At 70.6% G+C, this 18,514-nt stretch carries 18 protein-coding genes; 11 read left to right on the top strand and 7 right to left on the bottom strand.

Features of this window, described 5'->3' with window-relative positions:
- Positions 1-51: 51 nt before the first annotated feature.
- Both OHU34_RS09635 and OHU34_RS09630 read left to right on the top strand, forming a co-directional pair.
- Positions 52-1,722 (top strand): AMP-binding protein, encoded by a 1,671-nt coding sequence (locus OHU34_RS09635; RefSeq protein ID WP_142266792.1) that lies wholly within the window; start codon positions 52-54, stop codon positions 1,720-1,722.
- Positions 1,719-3,350, top strand: coding sequence for an AMP-binding protein (locus OHU34_RS09630; RefSeq protein ID WP_405765839.1), 1,632 nt, complete (start codon positions 1,719-1,721; stop codon positions 3,348-3,350). The genes OHU34_RS09635 and OHU34_RS09630 overlap by 4 nt, the downstream gene beginning before the upstream one ends.
- A gap of 113 nt (positions 3,351-3,463) precedes the next feature.
- Here OHU34_RS09630 and OHU34_RS09625 read toward each other — a convergent pair whose 3' ends face one another.
- Positions 3,464-4,270: a hypothetical protein gene (locus OHU34_RS09625; RefSeq protein WP_405765837.1), complete on the bottom strand. Its 807-nt coding sequence runs from the start codon at positions 4,268-4,270 to the stop codon at positions 3,464-3,466.
- Positions 4,271-4,480: 210 nt separating this feature from the next.
- Between OHU34_RS09625 and gcl the strand changes: the two genes are divergently transcribed.
- On the top strand, positions 4,481-6,265 hold the full coding sequence (gene gcl, locus OHU34_RS09620; protein ID WP_405765835.1) for a glyoxylate carboligase: 1,785 nt from the start codon (positions 4,481-4,483) through the stop codon (positions 6,263-6,265).
- 190 nt (positions 6,266-6,455) lie between these two features.
- Here the strand turns inward: gcl and OHU34_RS09615 are convergent, their stop codons facing one another.
- The 4 genes from OHU34_RS09615 to OHU34_RS09600 all read right to left on the bottom strand — a co-directional run bounded on the left by OHU34_RS09615 (position 6,456) and on the right by OHU34_RS09600 (position 9,824).
- Positions 6,456-7,136 carry a TIGR04222 domain-containing membrane protein gene (locus tag OHU34_RS09615; RefSeq protein WP_405765832.1) on the bottom strand — a complete coding sequence of 227 codons (681 nt, stop codon included), beginning with the start codon at positions 7,134-7,136 and terminating at the stop codon, positions 6,456-6,458.
- 137 nt (positions 7,137-7,273) lie between these two features.
- Entirely contained in the window at positions 7,274-7,510 is a 237-nt protein-coding gene (locus tag OHU34_RS09610) for a hypothetical protein (protein ID WP_142266798.1), read from the bottom strand.
- A 564-nt stretch (positions 7,511-8,074) separates the two neighbouring features.
- Positions 8,075-8,977 carry a 2-hydroxy-3-oxopropionate reductase gene (locus OHU34_RS09605; protein WP_230194286.1) on the bottom strand — a complete coding sequence of 301 codons (903 nt, stop codon included), beginning with the start codon at positions 8,975-8,977 and terminating at the stop codon, positions 8,075-8,077.
- A 25-nt stretch (positions 8,978-9,002) separates the two neighbouring features.
- Positions 9,003-9,824 (bottom strand): TIM barrel protein, encoded by an 822-nt coding sequence (locus OHU34_RS09600; RefSeq protein WP_230194285.1) that lies wholly within the window; start codon positions 9,822-9,824, stop codon positions 9,003-9,005.
- A 225-nt stretch (positions 9,825-10,049) separates the two neighbouring features.
- On the opposite strand from OHU34_RS09600, the gene OHU34_RS09595 reads away from it, so the two are divergent.
- The 7 genes from OHU34_RS09595 to OHU34_RS09565 all read left to right on the top strand — a co-directional run bounded on the left by OHU34_RS09595 (position 10,050) and on the right by OHU34_RS09565 (position 15,899).
- Positions 10,050-10,334 (top strand): hypothetical protein, encoded by a 285-nt coding sequence (locus OHU34_RS09595; RefSeq protein ID WP_142266801.1) that lies wholly within the window; start codon positions 10,050-10,052, stop codon positions 10,332-10,334.
- Complete coding sequence (locus OHU34_RS09590; protein ID WP_020125443.1) at positions 10,331-10,699, top strand: helix-turn-helix domain-containing protein; 369 nt, start codon at positions 10,331-10,333, stop codon at positions 10,697-10,699. The genes OHU34_RS09595 and OHU34_RS09590 overlap by 4 nt, the downstream gene beginning before the upstream one ends.
- A gap of 200 nt (positions 10,700-10,899) precedes the next feature.
- A complete protein-coding gene (gene uraD / locus OHU34_RS09585) occupies positions 10,900-11,409 on the top strand; it encodes a 2-oxo-4-hydroxy-4-carboxy-5-ureidoimidazoline decarboxylase (RefSeq protein ID WP_142266802.1) in 510 nt (169 codons plus the stop codon).
- Positions 11,410-11,417: 8 nt separating this feature from the next.
- On the top strand, positions 11,418-11,843 hold the full coding sequence (gene uraH / locus OHU34_RS09580) for a hydroxyisourate hydrolase (protein WP_142266803.1): 426 nt from the start codon (positions 11,418-11,420) through the stop codon (positions 11,841-11,843).
- Positions 11,844-11,847: 4 nt separating this feature from the next.
- Positions 11,848-12,753: a factor-independent urate hydroxylase gene (gene pucL / locus OHU34_RS09575; RefSeq protein WP_142266804.1), complete on the top strand. Its 906-nt coding sequence runs from the start codon at positions 11,848-11,850 to the stop codon at positions 12,751-12,753.
- A gap of 134 nt (positions 12,754-12,887) precedes the next feature.
- Positions 12,888-14,267: an 8-oxoguanine deaminase gene (locus tag OHU34_RS09570; protein ID WP_142266805.1), complete on the top strand. Its 1,380-nt coding sequence runs from the start codon at positions 12,888-12,890 to the stop codon at positions 14,265-14,267.
- Positions 14,268-14,555: 288 nt separating this feature from the next.
- Positions 14,556-15,899: a nucleobase:cation symporter-2 family protein gene (locus tag OHU34_RS09565; protein ID WP_230194294.1), complete on the top strand. Its 1,344-nt coding sequence runs from the start codon at positions 14,556-14,558 to the stop codon at positions 15,897-15,899.
- Here OHU34_RS09565 and OHU34_RS09560 read toward each other — a convergent pair.
- Positions 15,865-16,467 (bottom strand): 3'-5' exoribonuclease domain-containing protein, encoded by a 603-nt coding sequence (locus OHU34_RS09560; RefSeq protein WP_230194284.1) that lies wholly within the window; start codon positions 16,465-16,467, stop codon positions 15,865-15,867. The genes OHU34_RS09565 and OHU34_RS09560 overlap by 35 nt on opposite strands.
- A 44-nt stretch (positions 16,468-16,511) precedes the next feature.
- Positions 16,512-17,330, bottom strand: coding sequence for an AraC family transcriptional regulator (locus tag OHU34_RS09555; protein ID WP_142266807.1), 819 nt, complete (start codon positions 17,328-17,330; stop codon positions 16,512-16,514).
- 96 nt (positions 17,331-17,426) lie between these two features.
- Between OHU34_RS09555 and OHU34_RS09550 the strand changes: the two genes are divergently transcribed.
- Entirely contained in the window at positions 17,427-18,278 is an 852-nt protein-coding gene (locus OHU34_RS09550) for an NAD(P)H-binding protein (RefSeq protein WP_372481688.1), read from the top strand.
- The last annotated feature ends 236 nt before the right edge of the window (positions 18,279-18,514 follow it).

Below are 18,514 nucleotides of genomic sequence, written 5' to 3'. Positions count from 1 at the left end.
GAGCGCCCCGGAGGCGCAGGACCGAGCAAGCCAAGAAAGCACGGAGGACAGATGACGACGGCGACGGAGCGTTTCCGCAGGGCCCGCGACTTCCTGCTGGAACACCGCGAGGACTACACAACCGCTTACGAGCGTTTCGAGTGGCCCCGCCCGGAGCACTTCAACTGGGCCCTCGACTGGTTCGACGTCATCGCCGACGGCAACGGACGCACCGCCCTGCACATCGTGGAAGAAGACGGTTCCGAAACCCGTCTCAGCTTCGCCGAACTGTCGGAGCGCTCCGACCGGCTCGCGAACTGGCTGCGCGGGCGGGGCGTCGCCGCCGAGGACCGCATCCTCGTCATGCTCGGCAACCAGGCCGAACTCTGGGAGACCGCGCTGGCCGCGATGAAGCTGCGGGCCGTCGTCGTCCCGGCCACTCCGCTGCTCGGCCCCGCCGACCTCACCGACCGCGTGGAACGCGGCCGCATCCGGCACGTCCTCGTCCGCACCGAGGACACCGGCAAGTTCGACGAGGTCCCCGGCGACTACCGGCGCATCGCGGTCGGTGGCGCACCCGAGGGCTGGCAGCGGTTCGAGGACGCCTGCTCGGCCCCGGCCGGCTTCACGCCCGACGGCCCCACCCTCGCCGACGACCCGCTGATGCTCTACTTCACCTCCGGTACGACCGCCCGTCCCAAGCTGGTGGAACACACCCACACGTCGTATCCGATCGGGCATCTGTCGACGATGTACTGGATCGGGCTCCGGCCCGGCGACGTGCACCTCAACATCTCCTCGCCCGGCTGGGCCAAGCACGCCTGGTCCAACCTCTTCGCCCCCTGGAACGCCGAAGCAACCGTTTTCATCCACAACTACACCCGCTTCGACCCGGCCCGGCTGATGACCGAGATGGACCGGGCCGGGGTCACGACGTTCTGCGCCCCGCCCACCGTCTGGCGCATGCTCATCCAGGCCGACCTGACCCAGCTGGAGACCCCGCCCCGCGAGGCGGTGGCCGCGGGCGAACCGCTCAATCCCGAGGTCATCGAGCAGGTGCGGCGCACCTGGGGGGTGACCGTCCGGGACGGTTTCGGGCAGACCGAGACGGCCGTGCAGATCGCCAACAGTCCCGGACAGGACCTGAAGACCGGCTCGATGGGCCGGCCGAGCCCCGGCTACCGGGTGGACCTCCTCGACCCGGTGTCGGGCGCGCCGGGTGCGCAGGAGGGCGAGATCGCGCTGGACCTGGCGGCCCGGCCGGTCGGCCTGATGACCGGTTACCACGGCGACCCCGACCGCACGGCGGAGGTGATGGCCGGCGGTTACTACCGCACCGGCGACATCGGCAGCCGCGACGAGAACGGTTACCTCACCTACGTCGGCCGGTCCGACGACGTCTTCAAGGCCTCCGACTACAAGATCAGTCCCTTCGAGCTGGAGAGCGCGCTGCTGGAGCACGAGGCGGTCGCCGAGGCGGCCGTCGTCCCCGCCCCGGACGAGCTGCGCCTCGCCGTGCCCAAGGCCTACGTCGTGCTCGCCGAGGGCTGGGAGCCCGGCCCCGACACCGCGAAGGTGCTGTTCGAGCACTCCCGCGAGGTCCTCGCCCCGTACAAGCGCGTCCGCCGCCTGGAGTTCGCCCCGCTGCCCAAGACGGTGAGCGGCAAGATCCGCCGCATCGAACTGCGGGAGGCGACCGAGGCGGGCTCGCCGGACGAGTACCGCGAGGAGGACTTCCGGTGAGCGAGGAGTCGTACGCACGGGGCAAGGCCGTTTCGTACGCGCACGGGACGAGCGCGACCGCGCTGCTCGGGGACACCATCGGCGACAACCTGGACCGGACGGCGGAGCGCTGGCCGGACCGCGAGGCGCTGGTCGACGTGCCGTCCGGGCGACGCTGGACGTACCGTCGATTCGTCGAGGACGTCGACCGGCTGGCGTACGCGCTGCTCGCGAGCGGGGTCGCCAAGGGCGACCGGGTGGGCATCTGGGCGGTCAACTGCGCGGAGTGGGTGCTCGTCCAGTACGCCACCGCCCGGATCGGCGCGATCATGGTGAACATCAACCCGGCGTACCGCACGCACGAGGTCGAGTACGTCCTCCGCCAGGCCGGGATCTCCGTGCTGTTCGCCTCGATCGGCCACCGGACGAGCGACTACCGGGCGATGGTCGAGCAGGTACGCGGCAAATGCCCGCAACTGCGGGAGACCGTTTACATCGGGGATCCGAGTTGGGACGCCTTGCTGCGGCGCGGAACACCCGACCTCGACGGGGCCTTCCGCACCCGCGGAAACGAGTTGTCCTGCGACGACCCCGTCAACATCCAGTACACCTCGGGCACTACGGGCTTCCCCAAGGGAGCCACCCTCTCCCACCACAACATTCTCAACAACGGTCACTTCGTGGGCGAGTCGATCGCCTACAGCGAGCAGGACCGGATCTGCATCCCGGTGCCCTTCTACCACTGCTTCGGCATGGTGATGGGAAACCTGGCGGCCACCTCGCACGGCGCCTGCATCGTCGTCCCGGCCCCGTCCTTCGACCCGAAGGCCACGCTGGAGGCGGTCCAGCGGGAGCGCTGCACCTCCCTGTACGGCGTGCCGACCATGTTCATCGCGGAGTTGAACCTGCCCGACTTCGCGACCTACGACCTCTCCTCCCTGCGCACCGGCATCATGGCTGGCTCGCCCTGCCCGGTCGAGGTGATGAAACGGGTGGTCGCCGAGATGAACATGGCCCAGGTGTCGATCTGTTACGGCATGACCGAGACCTCGCCCGTCTCCACCCAGACCCGCCGGGAGGACGACTTGGAGCACCGCACCGGCACCGTGGGAAGAGTCCTGCCGCACATCGAGGTGAAGGTCGTGGACCCGGTGGACGGCGTGACCCGACCGCGCGGCGTCGCGGGCGAGCTGTGCACTCGCGGCTACAGCGTGATGCTCGGTTACTGGAACGAGCCCGAGAAGACCGCCGAGTCCATCGACGCGGGACGCTGGATGCACACCGGGGACCTGGCGGTGATGCGTGAAGACGGTTACGTCGAGATCGTCGGCCGGATCAAGGACATGATCATCCGGGGCGGGGAGAACATCTACCCGCGCGAGATCGAGGAGTTCCTCTACGGCCACCCGGGGATCCGGGACGTGCAGGTCGTCGGCGTCCCGCACGAGAAGTACGGCGAGGAGGTCCTCGCCTGTGTGATCCCGGCCGACGCGGCGGACCCGCTGTCGCTGGAGGAGTTGCGCGCCTACTGCGAGGGCCGGCTGGCGCACTACAAGATCCCGAGCAGGCTGCGGATCATGGAGGCCTTCCCGATGACCGTCTCGGGGAAGGTGCGGAAGATCGAGCTGCGCGAAGGGTACGGCCTCTAGCGCGGTTTCCGTGCTTCGGGCTGTCCGGGCTGTCCGGGCTGTCCGGGCTGCTCGGACAGCCCGGGTTCGGGTTTCTCGGGTTGTCCGGGTTCCTCACGGCGATGGCCGTCGCCTCAGGCGTTCCCGGCGTCGAGGGCGTCGGCCATCGCGTTGACCGGCTGCGGGGTGCCCGTCAGGTCCAGCACGAAGAGCGGTACGCGCAATTGGTCGGCGCGGGCGCGGGCCTCCTCGGCGTATCCGGCGAGGGAGAAGTAGACGCAGTCCGCGGATTCCGTCATGGCCGTCAGCCACAGACATTCCACGTCCCGCAGTGAGGCCGGGCGCACGCTGGGGTCCACCTGGGCCACGAGCCCGCGGGCGGCGAGGCCGATGCCGGAGGTGGGCCGCTGATCGGCCCGCCGGATGTCCCCGTGCCCGAGCCAGTTCAGATAGAGCGCGGCGGCCGTGACCGCGTCGCGGGCGGTACGGATGGCGACGGGTCGAAAGGCACGCCGTTGTGCTGCCGGTGCCGGTGCCGGTGCCGGTGCCGGTGCCGGTGCCGGTGTTGGTGCAGGTGGGGATGGCGGCGGCGGTGTCGGCGTCGACGTCGGGGCGGTTGTTCCGGTCCCTGGCCCCCGCCCGGTCCCTGGCTCGGGCCCTGGTGGCTCCGGCTCGGGGGCCAGGTCGGTCACCGGGATCCTTATCACCGCTCCGCAGGCGCAGCCCAGTTCAGGGTGCGGCCACTGGTGTCGGCGGTGACAGGCGCGGCAGCGCAGGGCGACCCACTCGTCGTCCCACGCCCGGTGCACGACGGTCGTCGGCGCCGTCCGCCGGTCGAGCACGGGCGTGACGGGAGCACCGCACGCGCACGGGTAGCAGGGCGCGGTGTAGAGGCGCTCGCGCCGACAGGCCGGGCAGCGCACCGGCACGCTCTCGGGCATGGCCCCATCGTCCTCCTCCGGCCCCCGCTTGTCCGTCTCTTGACGACCTTCGCGTGCCCACTTACATTACTTCCAGATAGTAGAAAATAGTTTCCGCATCACGGAAGTATGCGGAACGCTGTACACCGATGGAAGGGCTCACCGCGGGGCGCGACGGGAGAGCGAATCCGACAGCTAGAGCAGCTGAAGCAGTCGAAGCAGGAGTAGCCCATGGCTCGTATGACCGCTGCCCGCGCGGCAGTCGAGATCCTCAAGCGCGAGGGCGTCACCAGCGCGTTCGGTGTTCCCGGCGCGGCGATCAACCCCTTCTACGCGGCGCTCGAGGCTTCCGGCGGGATCAACCACACCCTCGCCCGCCATGTCGAGGGTGCCTCGCACATGGCCGAGGGCTACACCCGTACCCACCCGGGCAACATCGGGGTCTGTGTCGGTACCTCCGGCCCGGCCGGCACCGACATGATCACCGGGCTGTACTCCGCCATCGGCGACTCCGTCCCGATCCTGTGCATCACGGGTCAGGCCCCGACCGCCGTGATCCACAAGGAGGACTTCCAGGCGGTCGACATCGCGTCCATCGCCAAGCCGGTGACCAAGATGGCGGTCACCGTCCTGGAGGCGGCCCAGGTGCCGGGCGTCTTCCAGCAGGCCTTCCATCTCATGCGCTCCGGCAGGCCGGGCCCGGTCCTGATCGACCTGCCGGTCGACGTCCAGCAGACGGAGATCGAGTTCGACGTGGACACGTACGAGCCGCTGCCCGTCTACAAGCCGGCCGCGACCCGGGCGCAGATCGCGAAGGCGCTCTCGATGCTGAACGCCTCCGAGCGTCCGCTGATCGTCGCGGGCGGCGGTGTCATCACCGCCGACGCCGCCGAACTCCTCCTGGAATTCGCCGAGTTGACCGGCACCCCGGTCATCCCGACCCTGATGGGCTGGGGTGCGATCCCCGACGACCACGAGCTGAACGCCGGCATGGTCGGCCTCCAGACCTCGCACCGCTACGGCAACGCGACCTTCCTGGAATCCGACTTCGTCCTCGGTATCGGCAACCGCTGGGCCAACCGGCACACCGGCCGCATCGACGTCTACACGGCCGGCCGCACCTTCGTCCACGTCGACGTCGAGCCCACCCAGATCGGCAAGATCTTCGCTCCGGACTACGGGATCGCCTCGGACGCGAAGGCGGCTCTGGAGCTCTTCGTCGAGGCGGCGAGGGAGTCCAGGGCGGCGGGCACGCTTCCCGACCGTTCCGCGTGGGCGGCCGCCGCGCAGGAGAGGAAGGCGACGCTCCAGCGCCGTACGCACTTCGACGACATCCCGATCAAACCGCAGCGCGTCTACGAGGAGATGAACAAGGCCTTCGGCCCGGAGACCCGGTACGTCACCACCATCGGACTCTCACAGATCGCCGGCGCCCAGATGCTGCACGTCTACCGGCCGCGCCACTGGATCAACTGCGGCCAGGCGGGGCCCCTCGGCTGGACGATCCCGGCGGCACTGGGCGTGGCGAAGGCGGACCCGCAGGCGCAGGTCGTGGCCCTCTCCGGGGACTACGACTTCCAGTTCATGATCGAGGAGCTGGCGGTCGGCGCGCAGCACAAGATCCCTTACGTCCATGTCCTCGTCAACAACTCCTACCTGGGGCTGATCCGGCAGGCGCAGCGGGCGTTCGACATCGACTTCCAGGTCAATCTGGAGTTCGAGAACATCAACTCGCCCGAACTGGGCGTGTACGGCGTCGACCACGTCAAGGTCGCCGAGGGCCTCGGCTGCAAGGCGATCCGGGTGACGGACCCCGCCGAGTTGGGGGCCGCCTTCGAGCAGGCCAAGAAGCTGGCCGCCGAGTTCCAGGTGCCGGTCGTCGTGGAGGCGATCCTGGAACGCGTCACCAACATCTCGATGAGCGGCACCAACGACATCGGCAACGTGGTGGAGTTCGAGGAACTCGCCACCGAGCCGGGGCACGCGCCGACGTCGATCAGGACGCTGAAGGTCTGAACTGAAGGTCTGAAGCTGAAGGTCTGAGGCAGCGGCTCGACGTCGCGCAGGGGCGGTCCATCCGTGGGATGGGCCGCCCTTTCCGCGTTTTCCGTATGCGTTTTCCGAGAACCGTTGCCGTGCACAACTCCGGTAGGCGTTTCCTGAAACCCGTTTCCCGAGCCCCTTTCCCGAGCCCGTCCTCCGGGGTTCAGTCCGAGCCGCCCCCGCCGCAGCTGTACATCACCCCGCCCGTGCCACCGCCGCGCGGTGCGCGCCGGTGGAACCCTTTGTCCGCCACCTCGGCCCGGGCGATCAGACCCGCCCGCAGGGCGAAGCGCGCCGCCAGGACGCTCAGGGCGGGCTCGCCGTACAGGGCCACCGCCATCAGGACGTCGGCCTCCGACAGCCCTTTCCTGCCCGCCGGCAGAGGATGCCCTTCCCGCAGGGCGCGCAGAGCCCGTCGAGCGGCGCGGGTCCGGCGCGCCGGAAGGGACCGCAGCATCCCGGCCGCCACCAGCCCGGCCCGCAGTCCGGACAGCGCCTCCCGCACCTCGAGCCGGGCCTCCAACTCCGCGAAACTCGCGGGCCGTGGGAGCGCCGCGTAGACCGCCTCGGGCAGGGCGTCGAGAGCAGACAGGGCGTCCAGGGCGCCCTGGGCGGGCCGACCGCCTCCCGTGTCCCCGGCCGACGGGGCCCCTGTCGCCCCTGCCGCCCCTGCCGCCCCTGCCGTTCCCGGCGCCCTCGTCGCCCGGATCCTGCCCGGCCGGCCCGCGTCGACCAGTCCCCTCAGCTGAAGGGCGAGCGCGGCCAACGTCATCGCGGCCCGCGGACCGCCCCGCAACAGTGCGACCTCGTAAGGCTCCAGCCGGACCGATGTGCCACCGCTCATGTCCTCACCCCCGGAACGAGGCCCGCCGCCCCCGTGTCGGCGGGCCCCGCGTGACCACAATGTGCCCTTTCCCAGGGGTGGTTGAAGCCTCCTGAACAGACTTCAGAGGTTGATTTGAGGTTGGCCGGCGGGCCGGTCTACTCCTCGTGCTCCTCCGACAGCCCCGGCCAGTCGTCGGGGCCGCCGCCCTGCCACTCGATGAGGTCGCTCTCCTCCACCTCGATCCGGTCCAGGTCGGCCAGGCGGAGGATCTCGATCACGTCGTCGAGATGGGAGGCGACCCCGAGCACGGTGTCACCCGAGGTGACCCGCCGGGACCCGTCCAGCGCCGGAGGGTGGACCACGATGTGCGGATACGGCGTCGTATTGTCCATATTCATATACATATTCTTCACCCAGGTCGACGCCCTTCCACAGGGCAACGCGCAGAGCTCCCCCGTCGGTCCTGCTGACGGGGGAGCTCCGGTGCACGCATGGCCGTCCGACGGCGCGAGGCTGGGCGCGACAGGACGTTCGCGCCGCCGGACGGAGCTTTCGGAAGTGAGGAACGGGGAGCGAGGGGTGGGGGGTGTGGTGTGGTCGAGGTGGGGGGCAGGGACCGCGGCGGGTTGCGACGGAGCCGGGAGCTGGCTTCCCTCAGGTCGAGAAGCGGGCCCCGTTCCTTCACCACCGCACTGGCTCGCACGCCGCCGCGGTCCTCGCCCCTGCCCGCGCCCGTGTCCGGCGACCACCCCTCATCAGGGTCGCGCGGTACGGTCGCGGGTCGCGCATACAGAGTTCTGACCTAACGTCAGAATCCGTACGCGAGCTTGATGTTCGGTTGCCGTCCACCGGTGTCGAGCGAGCCGGGCGGCAACAGGTTGCTGTAAAGGTTTCCGGGCGGCGTCGCCACCTGGGCGCGACAGGACAGATGTCAGTGACGGCGCCGCCCGGAAGTCTCAGAGTCGCGCGCCCGAGAGGCGCTCGACGGCCCGCAGCAGGGCCGAGTGGTCCAGTCCGCCGTCACCCTGCGCGCGCAGGCTCGCGACCAGCTGGGCGACCACCGCGCCGACGGGCAGGGCCGCGCCGACGTTGCGTGCGGCGTCCGTGACGATGCCCATGTCCTTGTGGTGCAGGTCGATCCGGAAGCCGGGCTTGAAGTCGCGGTTGAGGAAGTTGTCCTTCTTCCGGGCCAGCACGGTCGACCCGGCGAGGCCGCCGCCCAGGACGTCCAGTGCCGCCTTCAGGTCCACGCCGGACCTCTCCAGGAAGACCACGGCCTCGGCGCACGCCTGGATGTTCACGGCGACGATCAGCTGGTTGGCGGCCTTCACGGTCTGGCCCGAGCCGTGCGGACCGCACAGCACGATGGTCCTGCCGAGCGCCTCGAAGAGGGGCTCCGCCTCGTCGAAGTCGGCCTGCTCGCCGCCGACCATGATGGACAGCACGGCCTCCACGGCACCGGCCTCGCCCCCGGACACGGGGGCGTCGAGCACCCGGATGCCCTTGTCCTTCGCCGCCCGGGCCAGGTCGATCGAGGTCTGCGGGGTGATCGAGGACATGTCGATCAGAAGCGCCCCGGACCGCGCGTTCTCCAGGATGCCGTCGGGGCCGTAGGCGATGGCCTCGACCTGCGGTGAGGCGGGCACCATGGTGATCACGACGTCGGCGTCGCGCACCGCCTCGGCGATGGATCCCGCGGCGCTGCCGCCCGCGGCGGCCAGCCGGTCCAGCTTGTCCTGCTCCAGGGTGAAGCCGGTGACGTCGTAACCCGCCTTGAGCAGGTTCTCGGACATGGGCGAGCCCATGATGCCGAGGCCGATCCAGGCGATCTTGGGAAGTGCGGGAAGTGCGTTGCTCATCGGGGGTGCCTCTCGGTACGGGGGATCAGCGGGGCAGCCAGTCGAAGGCCTCGGCGCTCGGACGGTCGCCCGGCTTGTACTCGAGGCCGACCCAGCCGTCGTATCCGGCCTTGCGCAGCCGGTCGAGGAGGTCCTCGAGGGGGAGTGCGCCGGTGCCCGGCGCACCGCGGCCCGGGTTGTCGGCGATCTGCACATGGCCGGTCCGCGACGCGTAGCGCTCGATCACCGACGGCAGGTCCTCGCCGTTCATCGACAGGTGGTACAGGTCCATCAGGAACCTGGCGTTGCCGAGCCCCGTCGCGTCGTTGACCTTGTCGACGATCCCGATCGCGGCCGGCGCGCTGACCAGCGGGTAGCGGGGCGACTCGGGCCGGTTCAGCGCCTCGACGAGCAGGATCGCGCCGATCCGGTGCGCGGCCCGGGCCGCGAGGACCAGGTTCTCCAGCGCCAGGGCGTCCTGCTCGGCCGGGTCCACGCCGTCGAGGCGGTTGCCGTACAGCGCGTTGAGCGCGCGGCAGCCCAGGGACTGCGCGAAGCCGGCGGCCACGTCGATGTTGGCGCGGAACCGCTCCGACTCCTCGCCGGGCAGCGACAGGGCGCCGCGGTCGGGACCCGGGAGCCGTCCGGCGTAGAAGTTGAGGCCCGTGAGCTGTACGCCCGCGTCCTCGATCGCCTTCTTCAGGGCGTCGAGCTCGGACCGCCCGGGGGTGGGGGAGTCGATCCAGGGCCACCACAGCTCGACCGCGGTGAAGCCGGCCGCGGCGGCGGCCGCGGGGCGCTCCAGGAGCGGGAGTTCCGTGAAGAGGATCGACAGGTTGACGTTGAAGCGCTGGTCTTCGAAGCCCATAGGGGTTCCGCGCTCCCTTCCGTGTCGAGTGTTTCCGTATTGCGGAAGTTGTTTTCTGCTTATTGGAAGATTGCCGGTCGGCTGGGCGGCTTGTCAAGGGGATGAGGGGGTGCCGGAGCCCGGCCGGTGTGGAATCCCGAGTCCGGGGTGATCGTCCGTCCGGTCCGTTAAGGTCGGGGTCCGGGCGCCGAAGTTCCGGTCCCGTTCAGAGAGGTGTGGGGCGCGATGCGACTGAAAGTGGAGTTCACCACCGAGCCCTTCGACCTCGACGAGGCGCCCGCGCACGCGCTGGTCGCCCGTGAGGTGATCGAGGCGGCCGACCTGGACACGGTGGACGTCGGGCCGTTCGGCAACACCGCGGAGGGGGCCGCCGAGGCCGTGCTCGCCGCCGTGGACGCCCTGCTGCGCAAGTCCCTCGGCGCGGGCGCCACCCGCATCTCGCTCCAGGTCAACGTCCTCGGGGACGCGGACCGGGGCACGGGCGGCGATGTCGTCGGGGAGGGCGTGTGAGCACCTCCGGAGACGAAGCCTTCATCGCGGCCGTGAAGCCGCTGATCGACGCGATGGGCGGGGAGATGATCCCGCCGGACGAGGCCGGCGCCGACGACGTCGTCCTGGCCTGGGAGGGTGCCGACGCCGTCGCCGTACGCCTGCCCCAGCTCGCCGACTCCCTCGATCACATCCTCGCCGCCATGGAGCGCAGGAAGGGCAGACCGCTCGCCGACCTGGACCGCAAGGCCAAGCAGGAGGTCGTACGGATACTCGAGGCGCGCGGCGCCTTCTCCGTACGGCACGGCGTGGAGACCGTGGCGAGCGCGCTCGGGGTGAGCCGCTTCACGGTCTACAACTATCTCAACCGGGAGAAAGAGGCCTGAGCGGCCTCCTGGGGAGAGTCTCCCGGGTCGATCGGGGGCGGATGGCGGGCCCGGTGCGGGCCGGTGGCGGGCCGGTGGGGGACGGACGGGTTTCGTTACCCGGAATTTTCAACAAAGTGTTGACGCGATGTCGCGGACAGGCGTTAGCTGGCCGCAGCCCGCTCAAGCACGAAGGCCGTCCCGCGGCCACGGAGGCTCCCGTGACTTCGACTTCCCCACCCCCGGGCCTGGCCCGGTTCAACGACCTCGAGGAGTCCGTGGCCCGCGCCGCGCTCCACGAGGCGTGCGCCTCCACGGCGTGGGCCACCCGACTGCTCGCGGCCCGCCCCTACGCCACCGTCGCCGACCTCTGCACCGCCAGCGACGCCGCCATGGCCGGCCTGACCGCCACGGACCTGGCGGAGGCGATGGCCGGGCACCCGCCGATCGGCCGTCCGAAGCCAGGCGACCCGGCCTCGGCCCGTGAACAGCGCGGCATGGCCGGCGCCTCCGAGGAGCTCAAGGCCGAGATGCTCGAACTGAACCTGGCCTACCAGGAGAGGTTCGGCCATGTCTTCCTGATCTGTGCCACCGGTCGCACCGGCGAGCAGATGCGCGACGCGGTCAAGGAGCGGATCGGCAACGCGCCGGAGCAGGAACGGGAGATCGTCCGCGTCGAACTGGGCAAGATCAACCGTATCCGCCTCGCCCGACTCGTCGAAGAGGACTGACACACCCCATGAGCACCAGCAGCACCGCATCGGTGTCCACCCACATCCTGGACACCTCCGTCGGCCGACCCGCCGCGGGAGTCGCCGTCCACCTCTCTGCCCGCTCGGGCCGGGGTGCCCGGCACGGGCAGGAGGCGGACTGGCGGGCGCTCGGCGGTTCCGCGACCGACGCGGACGGCCGCTGCAAGGACCTGCCGGCACTGCCGGAGGGGACCACCCATGTACGGCTCGACTTCGCCGTGGAGGCGTATTTCGAGCGATCCGAGAAGAAGCAAGCCGATGCGCAGCAGGACGCCCCCGCGAATCGGGACAGCGGTCCCACAGCAGTGTTCTTCCCGGAGGTGGCGATCACCTTCGCCGTCGTGCCCGGCGAGCACTACCACGTACCGCTGCTGCTCAACCCGTTCGGCTACTCCGTTTACCGAGGGAGCTAGCTAGATGCCCACCTACCTGGGACAGAACCAGTACGGCAAGGCCGAGAACCGAGTCGTCAAGATCACGCGGGACGGCACCACACACCACATCAAGGACCTCAACGTCTCCGTGTCGCTCAGCGGCGACATGGACGAGGTCCACTACTCCGGCTCGAACGCCAACGTGCTGCCGACCGACACCACCAAGAACACGGTGTACGCGTTCGCCAAGGAGCACGGCATCGAGTCCGCCGAGCAGTTCGGCATCCACCTCGCCCGCCACTTCGTGACCTCGCAGGAACCGATCAGGACCGCGCGGATCCGCATCGAGGAGTACAGCTGGGAGCGGATCGTGACGCCCGGCGAGGACGAACACTCCTTCGTCCGCCGGGGCCAGGAGACCCGCCTCGCCCAGATCACCTACGACGGCTCCGCCTGGGAGGTCGTCTCCGGGCTCAAGGACCTGACCGTCATGAACTCGACGAACTCCGAGTTCTGGGGCTACGTCAAGGACGAGTACACGACGCTGCCCGAGGCGTACGACCGCATCCTGGCGACCGAGGTGTCCAGCCGCTGGCGCTTCAACTGGTCCGACGACGCCCAGCAGGCGCCGGACTGGGAGGAGTCGTACGCCCGGGTCAAGGAGCACATGCTGCTGGCCTTCGCGCAGACGTACTCCCTCTCCCTGCAGCAGACCCTGTACGCCATGGGCGCTCGGATCATCGACCACCGCGGCGAGATCGACGAGGTCCGCTTCTCGCTCCCCAACAAGCACCACTTCCTGGTGGACCTGAAGCCGTTCGGGCTGAAGAACGACACCGCCGACGGAGCCGTCTACTACGCCGCCGACCGTCCCTACGGTCTGATCGAGGCCACCGTGCTGCGGGACGGCTGCGAGGCGAAGATCCCGGTGGACCTCACCAACCTCTGAACAACTCCTGAACCGCTCCCTTTTTCGGCACCCGTGGCCGGCGAGCCCGCGCCTCACCGGCCACGGCACTCAAACTCCCCAGGGTCCTGCCGTGCCCTCTCCACCAGAGTCCACTGAGTGAAAAGGACGACACCATGGCAGCAGACCGGCGCACCGTCATCGAGAACTGTTCGATCGCGACCGTCGACGCTCAGGACACCGAGTACGCAAACGGTTACGTCGTTCTCGTCGGCAACCGGATCGAGTCGCTCGGCGCGGGCCGGGCCCCGGACGGCCTGGAGAACGTCGAGCGCCGCATCGACGCCACCGGGCACCTGGTCACCCCGGGCCTGGTCAACACCCACCACCACTTCTACCAGTGGATCACCCGGGGCCTGGCCACCGACCACAACCTCTTCGACTGGCTCGTCGCCCTCTACCCCACCTGGGCGCGTATCGACGAGCAGATGGTCCGCGCGGCCGCCCAGGGCTCGCTGGCGATGATGGCCCGCGGCGGCGTCACCACCGCCATGGACCACCACTACGTCTTCCCGAAGGGCTCCGGCGACCTGTCCGGCGCGATCATCGGCGCCGCCCGCGACATGGGCGTCCGCTTCACCCTCGCCCGCGGTTCCATGGACCGCAGCGAGAAGGACGGCGGGCTGCCCCCGGACTTCGCCGTCGAGACCCTGGAGGGCGCCCTCGCCGCCACCGAGGAGACCGTCCGGCAGCACCACGACGCCTCCTTCGACGCGATGACCCAGGTCGCCGTCGCTCCCTGTTCGCCCTTCTCCGTGTCCACCGAACTGATGCGGCAGGGCGCCGAGTTGGCCCGCCGACTCGGTGTGCGTCTGCACACCCACGGCTCGGAGACGGTCGAGGAGGAGAAGTTCTGCCACGAGCTTTTCGGCATGGGCCCGACCGACTACTTCGAGTCCACCGGCTGGCTCGGCGAGGACGTGTGGATGGCCCACTGCGTCCACATGAACGACTCCGACATCGACGCCTTCGCCCGGACGGGGACGGGCGTCGCCCACTGCCCGTCGTCCAACGCACGGCTGGCGGCCGGCATCGCCCGGGTCCCCGACATGCTGAAGGCCGGCGTCCCGGTCGGCCTCGGCGTCGACGGCACGGCCTCCAACGAGTCCGGCGAACTCCACACCGAGCTGCGCAACGCCCTGCTCATCAATCGGCTCGGCGCTCATCGCGAGGCCGCCCTGAACGCCCGTCAGGCGCTGCGCCTCGGCACCCACGGGGGCGCCCGGGTCCTGGGCCGCGCCTCGCAGATCGGCTCGCTGGAGCCGGGCAAGCTGGCCGACCTGGTGCTGTGGAAGCTGGACACCCTCGCCCACGCCTCCATCGCCGACCCGGTGACCGCCCTGGTCTTCGGCGCGGCCGCCCCCGTCACCGCCTCCTTCGTGAACGGCCGTCAGATCGTGCAGGACGGACGCCTGTTGCACGCCGACGAGGACGCGATCGCCCGCTCGACGCGGGAAGAGGCTCAGCGGCTGGCGCGCATCGTCGCACAGGGCTGAACCCGCCTGCCCCGTAAGGGACTCGGTCCCTGCGGGCACCGAACTCCGGTCGAGGGGGACGGCCCTCGACCGGTAGCCGTGGCCGGGGCGCGCGTGGAACGCGCGTGCCCCGGAACGGTTCCCCACCGTCCCCGTTTCCGAGTACCTCCGGCTTCCAGGTACTTCCGCACCGCCGCACCACCTCCCTGACACCCGCGTCAGAGCCGACGTGTACCCGACCGGAGGAGAGCCGCCGTGTCCCCGCATGCAGTCGACCACCCCGTCGACGAGAAACTCCCCGCACTGAGAATGGCGACGAGCGGCCTTCAGCACGTGGCCGCCATGTACGCGGGAGTCGTCGCCCCGCCCCTGATAGTCGGCGCGGCCGTAGGCCTCACCGGCACCGAACTCACCTTCCTCACCGGCGCCTGCCTGTTCACGGCAGGCCTCGCCACCTTCCTCCAGACCCTCGGCGTCTGGAAGATCGGCGCCCGTCTTCCTTTCGTCAACGGCGTCACCTTCGCCGGGGTCGCGCCCATGACGGCGATCGTGGCCTCCACGGACGACAAGCGGGACGCCCTGCCCGTCATCTTCGGCGCGGTGATCGTCGCCGGTCTGCTGGGCTTTCTCGCGGCGCCCGTCTTCTGCAAGGCGGTCCGCTTCTTCCCGCCGGTCGTCACCGGGACGGTGATCACCCTGATCGGCGTCTCCCTGCTCCCCGTCGCCTTCGGCTGGGCGCAGGGTCCCGCCCCCGCGGCACCGGACTACGGTTCGACGACGAACCTGGGCCTGGCGGCGACGACCCTCCTGATCGTGCTGCTCCTGCGCCGCTTCACGCGCGGCTTCGTCAAACAGATCGCCGTACTGCTCGGGCTGCTCGCCGGCACGCTCGTCGCGATCCCCTTCGGCGTCACGGACTTCGGCCCGGTGGCCGACGCGGACGTCATCGGCTTCCCCACCCCCTTCCACTTCGGCGCCCCGCAGTTCCAGCTCGCGGCGATCCTGTCGATGTGCGTGGTGATGGTGGTCTCGATGACCGAATCCACCGCGGACATGCTGGCGTTGGGCGAGATCGTCGAACGCCCGGCGGACGAGCGGACCATCGCGGCCGGCCTGCGCGCCGACACCCTGGGCTCGGCACTCAGCCCCGTCTTCAACGGCTTCATGTGCAGCGCCTTCGCCCAGAACATCGGGCTGGTCGCGATGACGAGGATCCGCAGCCGCTATGTCGTCGCCACCGGCGGCGGCTTCCTCGTCCTGATGGGCCTGTGCCCGATGGCCGCCTCACTCATCGCCGTCGTACCCCGTCCGGTCCTCGGCGGCGCGGGCGTCGTCCTGTTCGGGTCGGTCGCCGCCAGCGGCATCCAGACCCTGGTCCGGGCCGGCCTGGAGAAGGACAACAACGTCCTGATCGTCGCCGTCTCCCTGGCCGTCGGCATCATCCCGATCACCGCGCCGGACTTCTACCACGCCTTCCCGGAGACGGCGAAGATCGTCCTGGACTCCGGCATCTCCACGGGCTGCCTGGCCGCCGTGCTGCTCAACCTGGTCTTCAACCACGTCGGCCAGGGGCGGAACGCGGCGGACGTGACCCACCCGATGGAGGCGGGGGAGGAGATCACCGGGGCGTCCCGGGCCCCGGCCACGCCATGAGGTTCGCGAGCAACTCGGCCTGTTCGACGGCGTCGTCCAGCGCGTGATGCGTGTGAGGACGCCTCGGCAGCAGATGGGCCGGCATCGTCCGCTTCGCCACCGCCCGCAACGGCAGCCCCGCCTTGGTGGCGTACAGCGTCTTCATGTCGAGGCAGCCGGAGTGCCCGAAGGGGCTCTCCCCGGCGAAGCGGATCAGGTACCAGTACAAGAACGTCCAGTCGTACGAAGCCGGGTAGCCGCACATCACCGGCTGGGCATCGCCGCTCACCTCGCGCACCCAGCGGGTGAACCGGGTCAGTGCCAGGGTGGGTTCGAGCCCTTCCCGGACCAGACGATCGCGGTCGAGCCCGCTCACGGCCAGCGCCTCGGGGACGAACTCGTCGCTGATCGGCCGTAGTTCACGGTAGAAGGTCTGCCGGGTGGGGTCGGCCGCGGTGAACCCGTCGGCATCCTGCCGCCCGGCGACCGCCGCGCCCAGGCTCAGCAACGAGTACGGTCCCGGGATCGGACCGTCCGCCTCGACGTCGACGGAGATGTAGAGGCTGGGTTTCACGCGTCGTACGGCCATGGGACCGGAGCATCGCAGGTCCGCGCGGCTCTCCGCATCCGAATTCACCGCTGCCGGAGCGTCTGGCAGGGTGTGGCCCGGGGCAGCCGCCCGGTGAAGAACGCACCCGGCGGGACACCCATCAGAGTGCGGAAGTCGGCCGTCATGTGCGACTGGTCGTAGTAGCCGGTGGCGGCGGCGAGTTCGGCCCACGGGGCGGTGGCCGCGTGGGTGAGGACGTGGCGCAGTCGGTCGATACGGGCGTAGTGCTTGGGGGAGACACCCACGCCCGCGGCGAACAGGTTGCGCAACTGGCGTTCGCTGACGGCGAGTTCGCGGGCCACTTCGCGTACGGGGGCGGGGGTGCGGTACGGGCGGGTCGACAGGGCGTCGACGGCGGCCCGCAGCAGTCGTTCGCGCGAGCCGTCCGCGGCGGGCGGGAGCAGGTCGGCCAGACGTGCCGTGATCTGGTCCCGCTCGCCCCCGGTCAGCTCGCGGGCGAGGCGTCGAGCCGTCCCGGTCGGCAGGTCGCCGAGCGGGACGACCCGGCCGACGAGGTCCACCGCCGCCACGCCGAACAGCGGGCCCACCACCCCTGGTTCCAGACGCAGTTGGACACAAGACACCGATCGCTTGTGCAGGTCCGTGTGGTACGAGGCACGGGTGCGCGGGCCCACCACCACGGTGTCGCGGCGGCCGTTGCCCTCCTCGCGGACGACCACCTTCGTGTCCGTGTCCGGCACGTGCGCGAAGGCGTCGTCGAAGGGGCCGTCGACGGTGACCGCCCCGATGCCGGTGAACCACGGGCGCAGCGCGGAGGGGACGGGCAGGGCCCGCTCGGACGGGGACGACGGATCTGCCGGAAGCGCGGGGCTGTTCGTCACGCCTCCACGGTAAGCGCGTCCCCGGTCCCCCCGGGCGGCCGAAGCGTGCCGGAATTTCCTAGAGCCGCGGCGCGGGCGGACGTCAGCGTGGTCGACATGATTCTTGTGACCGGTGCCACGGGCACCATCGGCAGCGAACTCGTACGACACCTGGTCGCGCGCGGCGAGAAGGTGCGTGCCCTGACCCGCGACCCGGCGAGGTCGCAGCTGCCTCCGGAGGTCGAGGTGGCACGTGGGGACTACCTCGACCGGTCCTCCCTGGAGGCGGCGATGTCCGCGGTGACGGCAGCCTTCCTGGTGGGCCTGCCAGGACCGTCCGTGAGCCACGACGGCGCCCTGGTGGCGGCGGCGCGGGCCGCGGGCGTGGGACGGCTGGTCAAGCTGTCCGCGATCGCCACCGGGGATCCCGAGGTGGGCCCGAGTGGGGAGTGGCATGTCGCCGGCGAGCGGGCCGTCCGGGAGAGCGGGGCCCCATGGGTGGTGCTCCGGCCCTCCTCCTTCGCCTCGAACACGCTCGGTTGGGCGCAGGCGATCGGCGCCGGTGAGCCGGTGCCCAACCTGAGCGGCGACGGGCTCCAGGGCGTCGTCGACCCGCGGGACGTGTCCGAGGCGGCGGCCGTGGCCCTCCTCGACGAGCGGTGGGCGGGGCGGACGTACACGCTGACCGGCCCGGAGACCATCAGCGTGCCCGGCCAGGCCGCCGTCCTCACGGAGGTCCTCGGCCGGCCGGTGACGACACACGACCTGGCCCCGGACGAGGTGCGCGAGCATCTCCTCGGCCGGGGGCAGGACGAGGCCGCCGCGGACGGAATCGCGCGGGGCTCCGCGTACGTCCGCCGAGGCGGGAACGCCGTCGTCACCGAGGACGTGCGGGAACTCCTGGGGCGTCCGGCCCGGACCTACCGCGAGTGGGCCCGGGACCACCGAGAGGCCTTCGGCACGGCATGACCCTCGGGGGGCGGCGGAGCGACCGGGCCCGCCGCTCACCCGCCCCCCACTGGACCCTCGCCCCGCCGGACGCTCGGGCCTTCGGCGGGGACGGTCTTCGCTCCGGTGGGTTTCCGCCCCGAGGCCTGCTCCGGCGGGCCTCGGCAGGGTCGCTCAGCTCCTGTCACCCTCCGGTCGCCTCGTCCGGAGGGTCGCTGCCGCAAGGGCCAGTGCCGTCACCGCGATCACCGCAGCGA

The sequence above is a fragment of the Streptomyces sp. NBC_00080 genome (genome assembly GCF_045041255.1).
Lineage (GTDB): Bacteria > Actinomycetota > Actinomycetes > Streptomycetales > Streptomycetaceae > Streptomyces > Streptomyces coriariae.
The sequence above is the reverse complement of the archived record's forward strand: the minus strand, read 5'-3'. Positions and strand labels throughout refer to the sequence as shown.

What these genes read in the sequence shown, in the direction of transcription:
- pucL (WP_142266804.1), top strand. Translation starts at nt 11,848, where the DNA reads ATGCCCACCTACCTGGGACAGAACCAGTACGGCAAGGCCGAGAACCGA.
- OHU34_RS09565 (WP_230194294.1), top strand. Translation starts at nt 14,556, where the DNA reads ATGGCGACGAGCGGCCTTCAGCACGTGGCCGCCATGTACGCGGGAGTC.
- OHU34_RS09560 (WP_230194284.1), bottom strand. Translation starts at nt 16,467, where the DNA reads ATGGCCGTACGACGCGTGAAACCCAGCCTCTACATCTCCGTCGACGTC.
- OHU34_RS09610 (WP_142266798.1), bottom strand. Translation starts at nt 7,510, where the DNA reads ATGGACAATACGACGCCGTATCCGCACATCGTGGTCCACCCTCCGGCG.
- OHU34_RS09550 (WP_372481688.1), top strand. Translation starts at nt 17,427, where the DNA reads ATGATTCTTGTGACCGGTGCCACGGGCACCATCGGCAGCGAACTCGTA.
- OHU34_RS09595 (WP_142266801.1), top strand. Translation starts at nt 10,050, where the DNA reads ATGCGACTGAAAGTGGAGTTCACCACCGAGCCCTTCGACCTCGACGAG.
- OHU34_RS09605 (WP_230194286.1), bottom strand. Translation starts at nt 8,977, where the DNA reads ATGAGCAACGCACTTCCCGCACTTCCCAAGATCGCCTGGATCGGCCTC.
- OHU34_RS09600 (WP_230194285.1), bottom strand. Translation starts at nt 9,824, where the DNA reads ATGGGCTTCGAAGACCAGCGCTTCAACGTCAACCTGTCGATCCTCTTC.
- OHU34_RS09625 (WP_405765837.1), bottom strand. Translation starts at nt 4,270, where the DNA reads ATGCCCGAGAGCGTGCCGGTGCGCTGCCCGGCCTGTCGGCGCGAGCGC.
- OHU34_RS09635 (WP_142266792.1), top strand. Translation starts at nt 52, where the DNA reads ATGACGACGGCGACGGAGCGTTTCCGCAGGGCCCGCGACTTCCTGCTG.
- OHU34_RS09615 (WP_405765832.1), bottom strand. Translation starts at nt 7,136, where the DNA reads ATGAGCGGTGGCACATCGGTCCGGCTGGAGCCTTACGAGGTCGCACTG.
- uraH (WP_142266803.1), top strand. Translation starts at nt 11,418, where the DNA reads ATGAGCACCAGCAGCACCGCATCGGTGTCCACCCACATCCTGGACACC.
- OHU34_RS09570 (WP_142266805.1), top strand. Translation starts at nt 12,888, where the DNA reads ATGGCAGCAGACCGGCGCACCGTCATCGAGAACTGTTCGATCGCGACC.
- gcl (WP_405765835.1), top strand. Translation starts at nt 4,481, where the DNA reads ATGGCTCGTATGACCGCTGCCCGCGCGGCAGTCGAGATCCTCAAGCGC.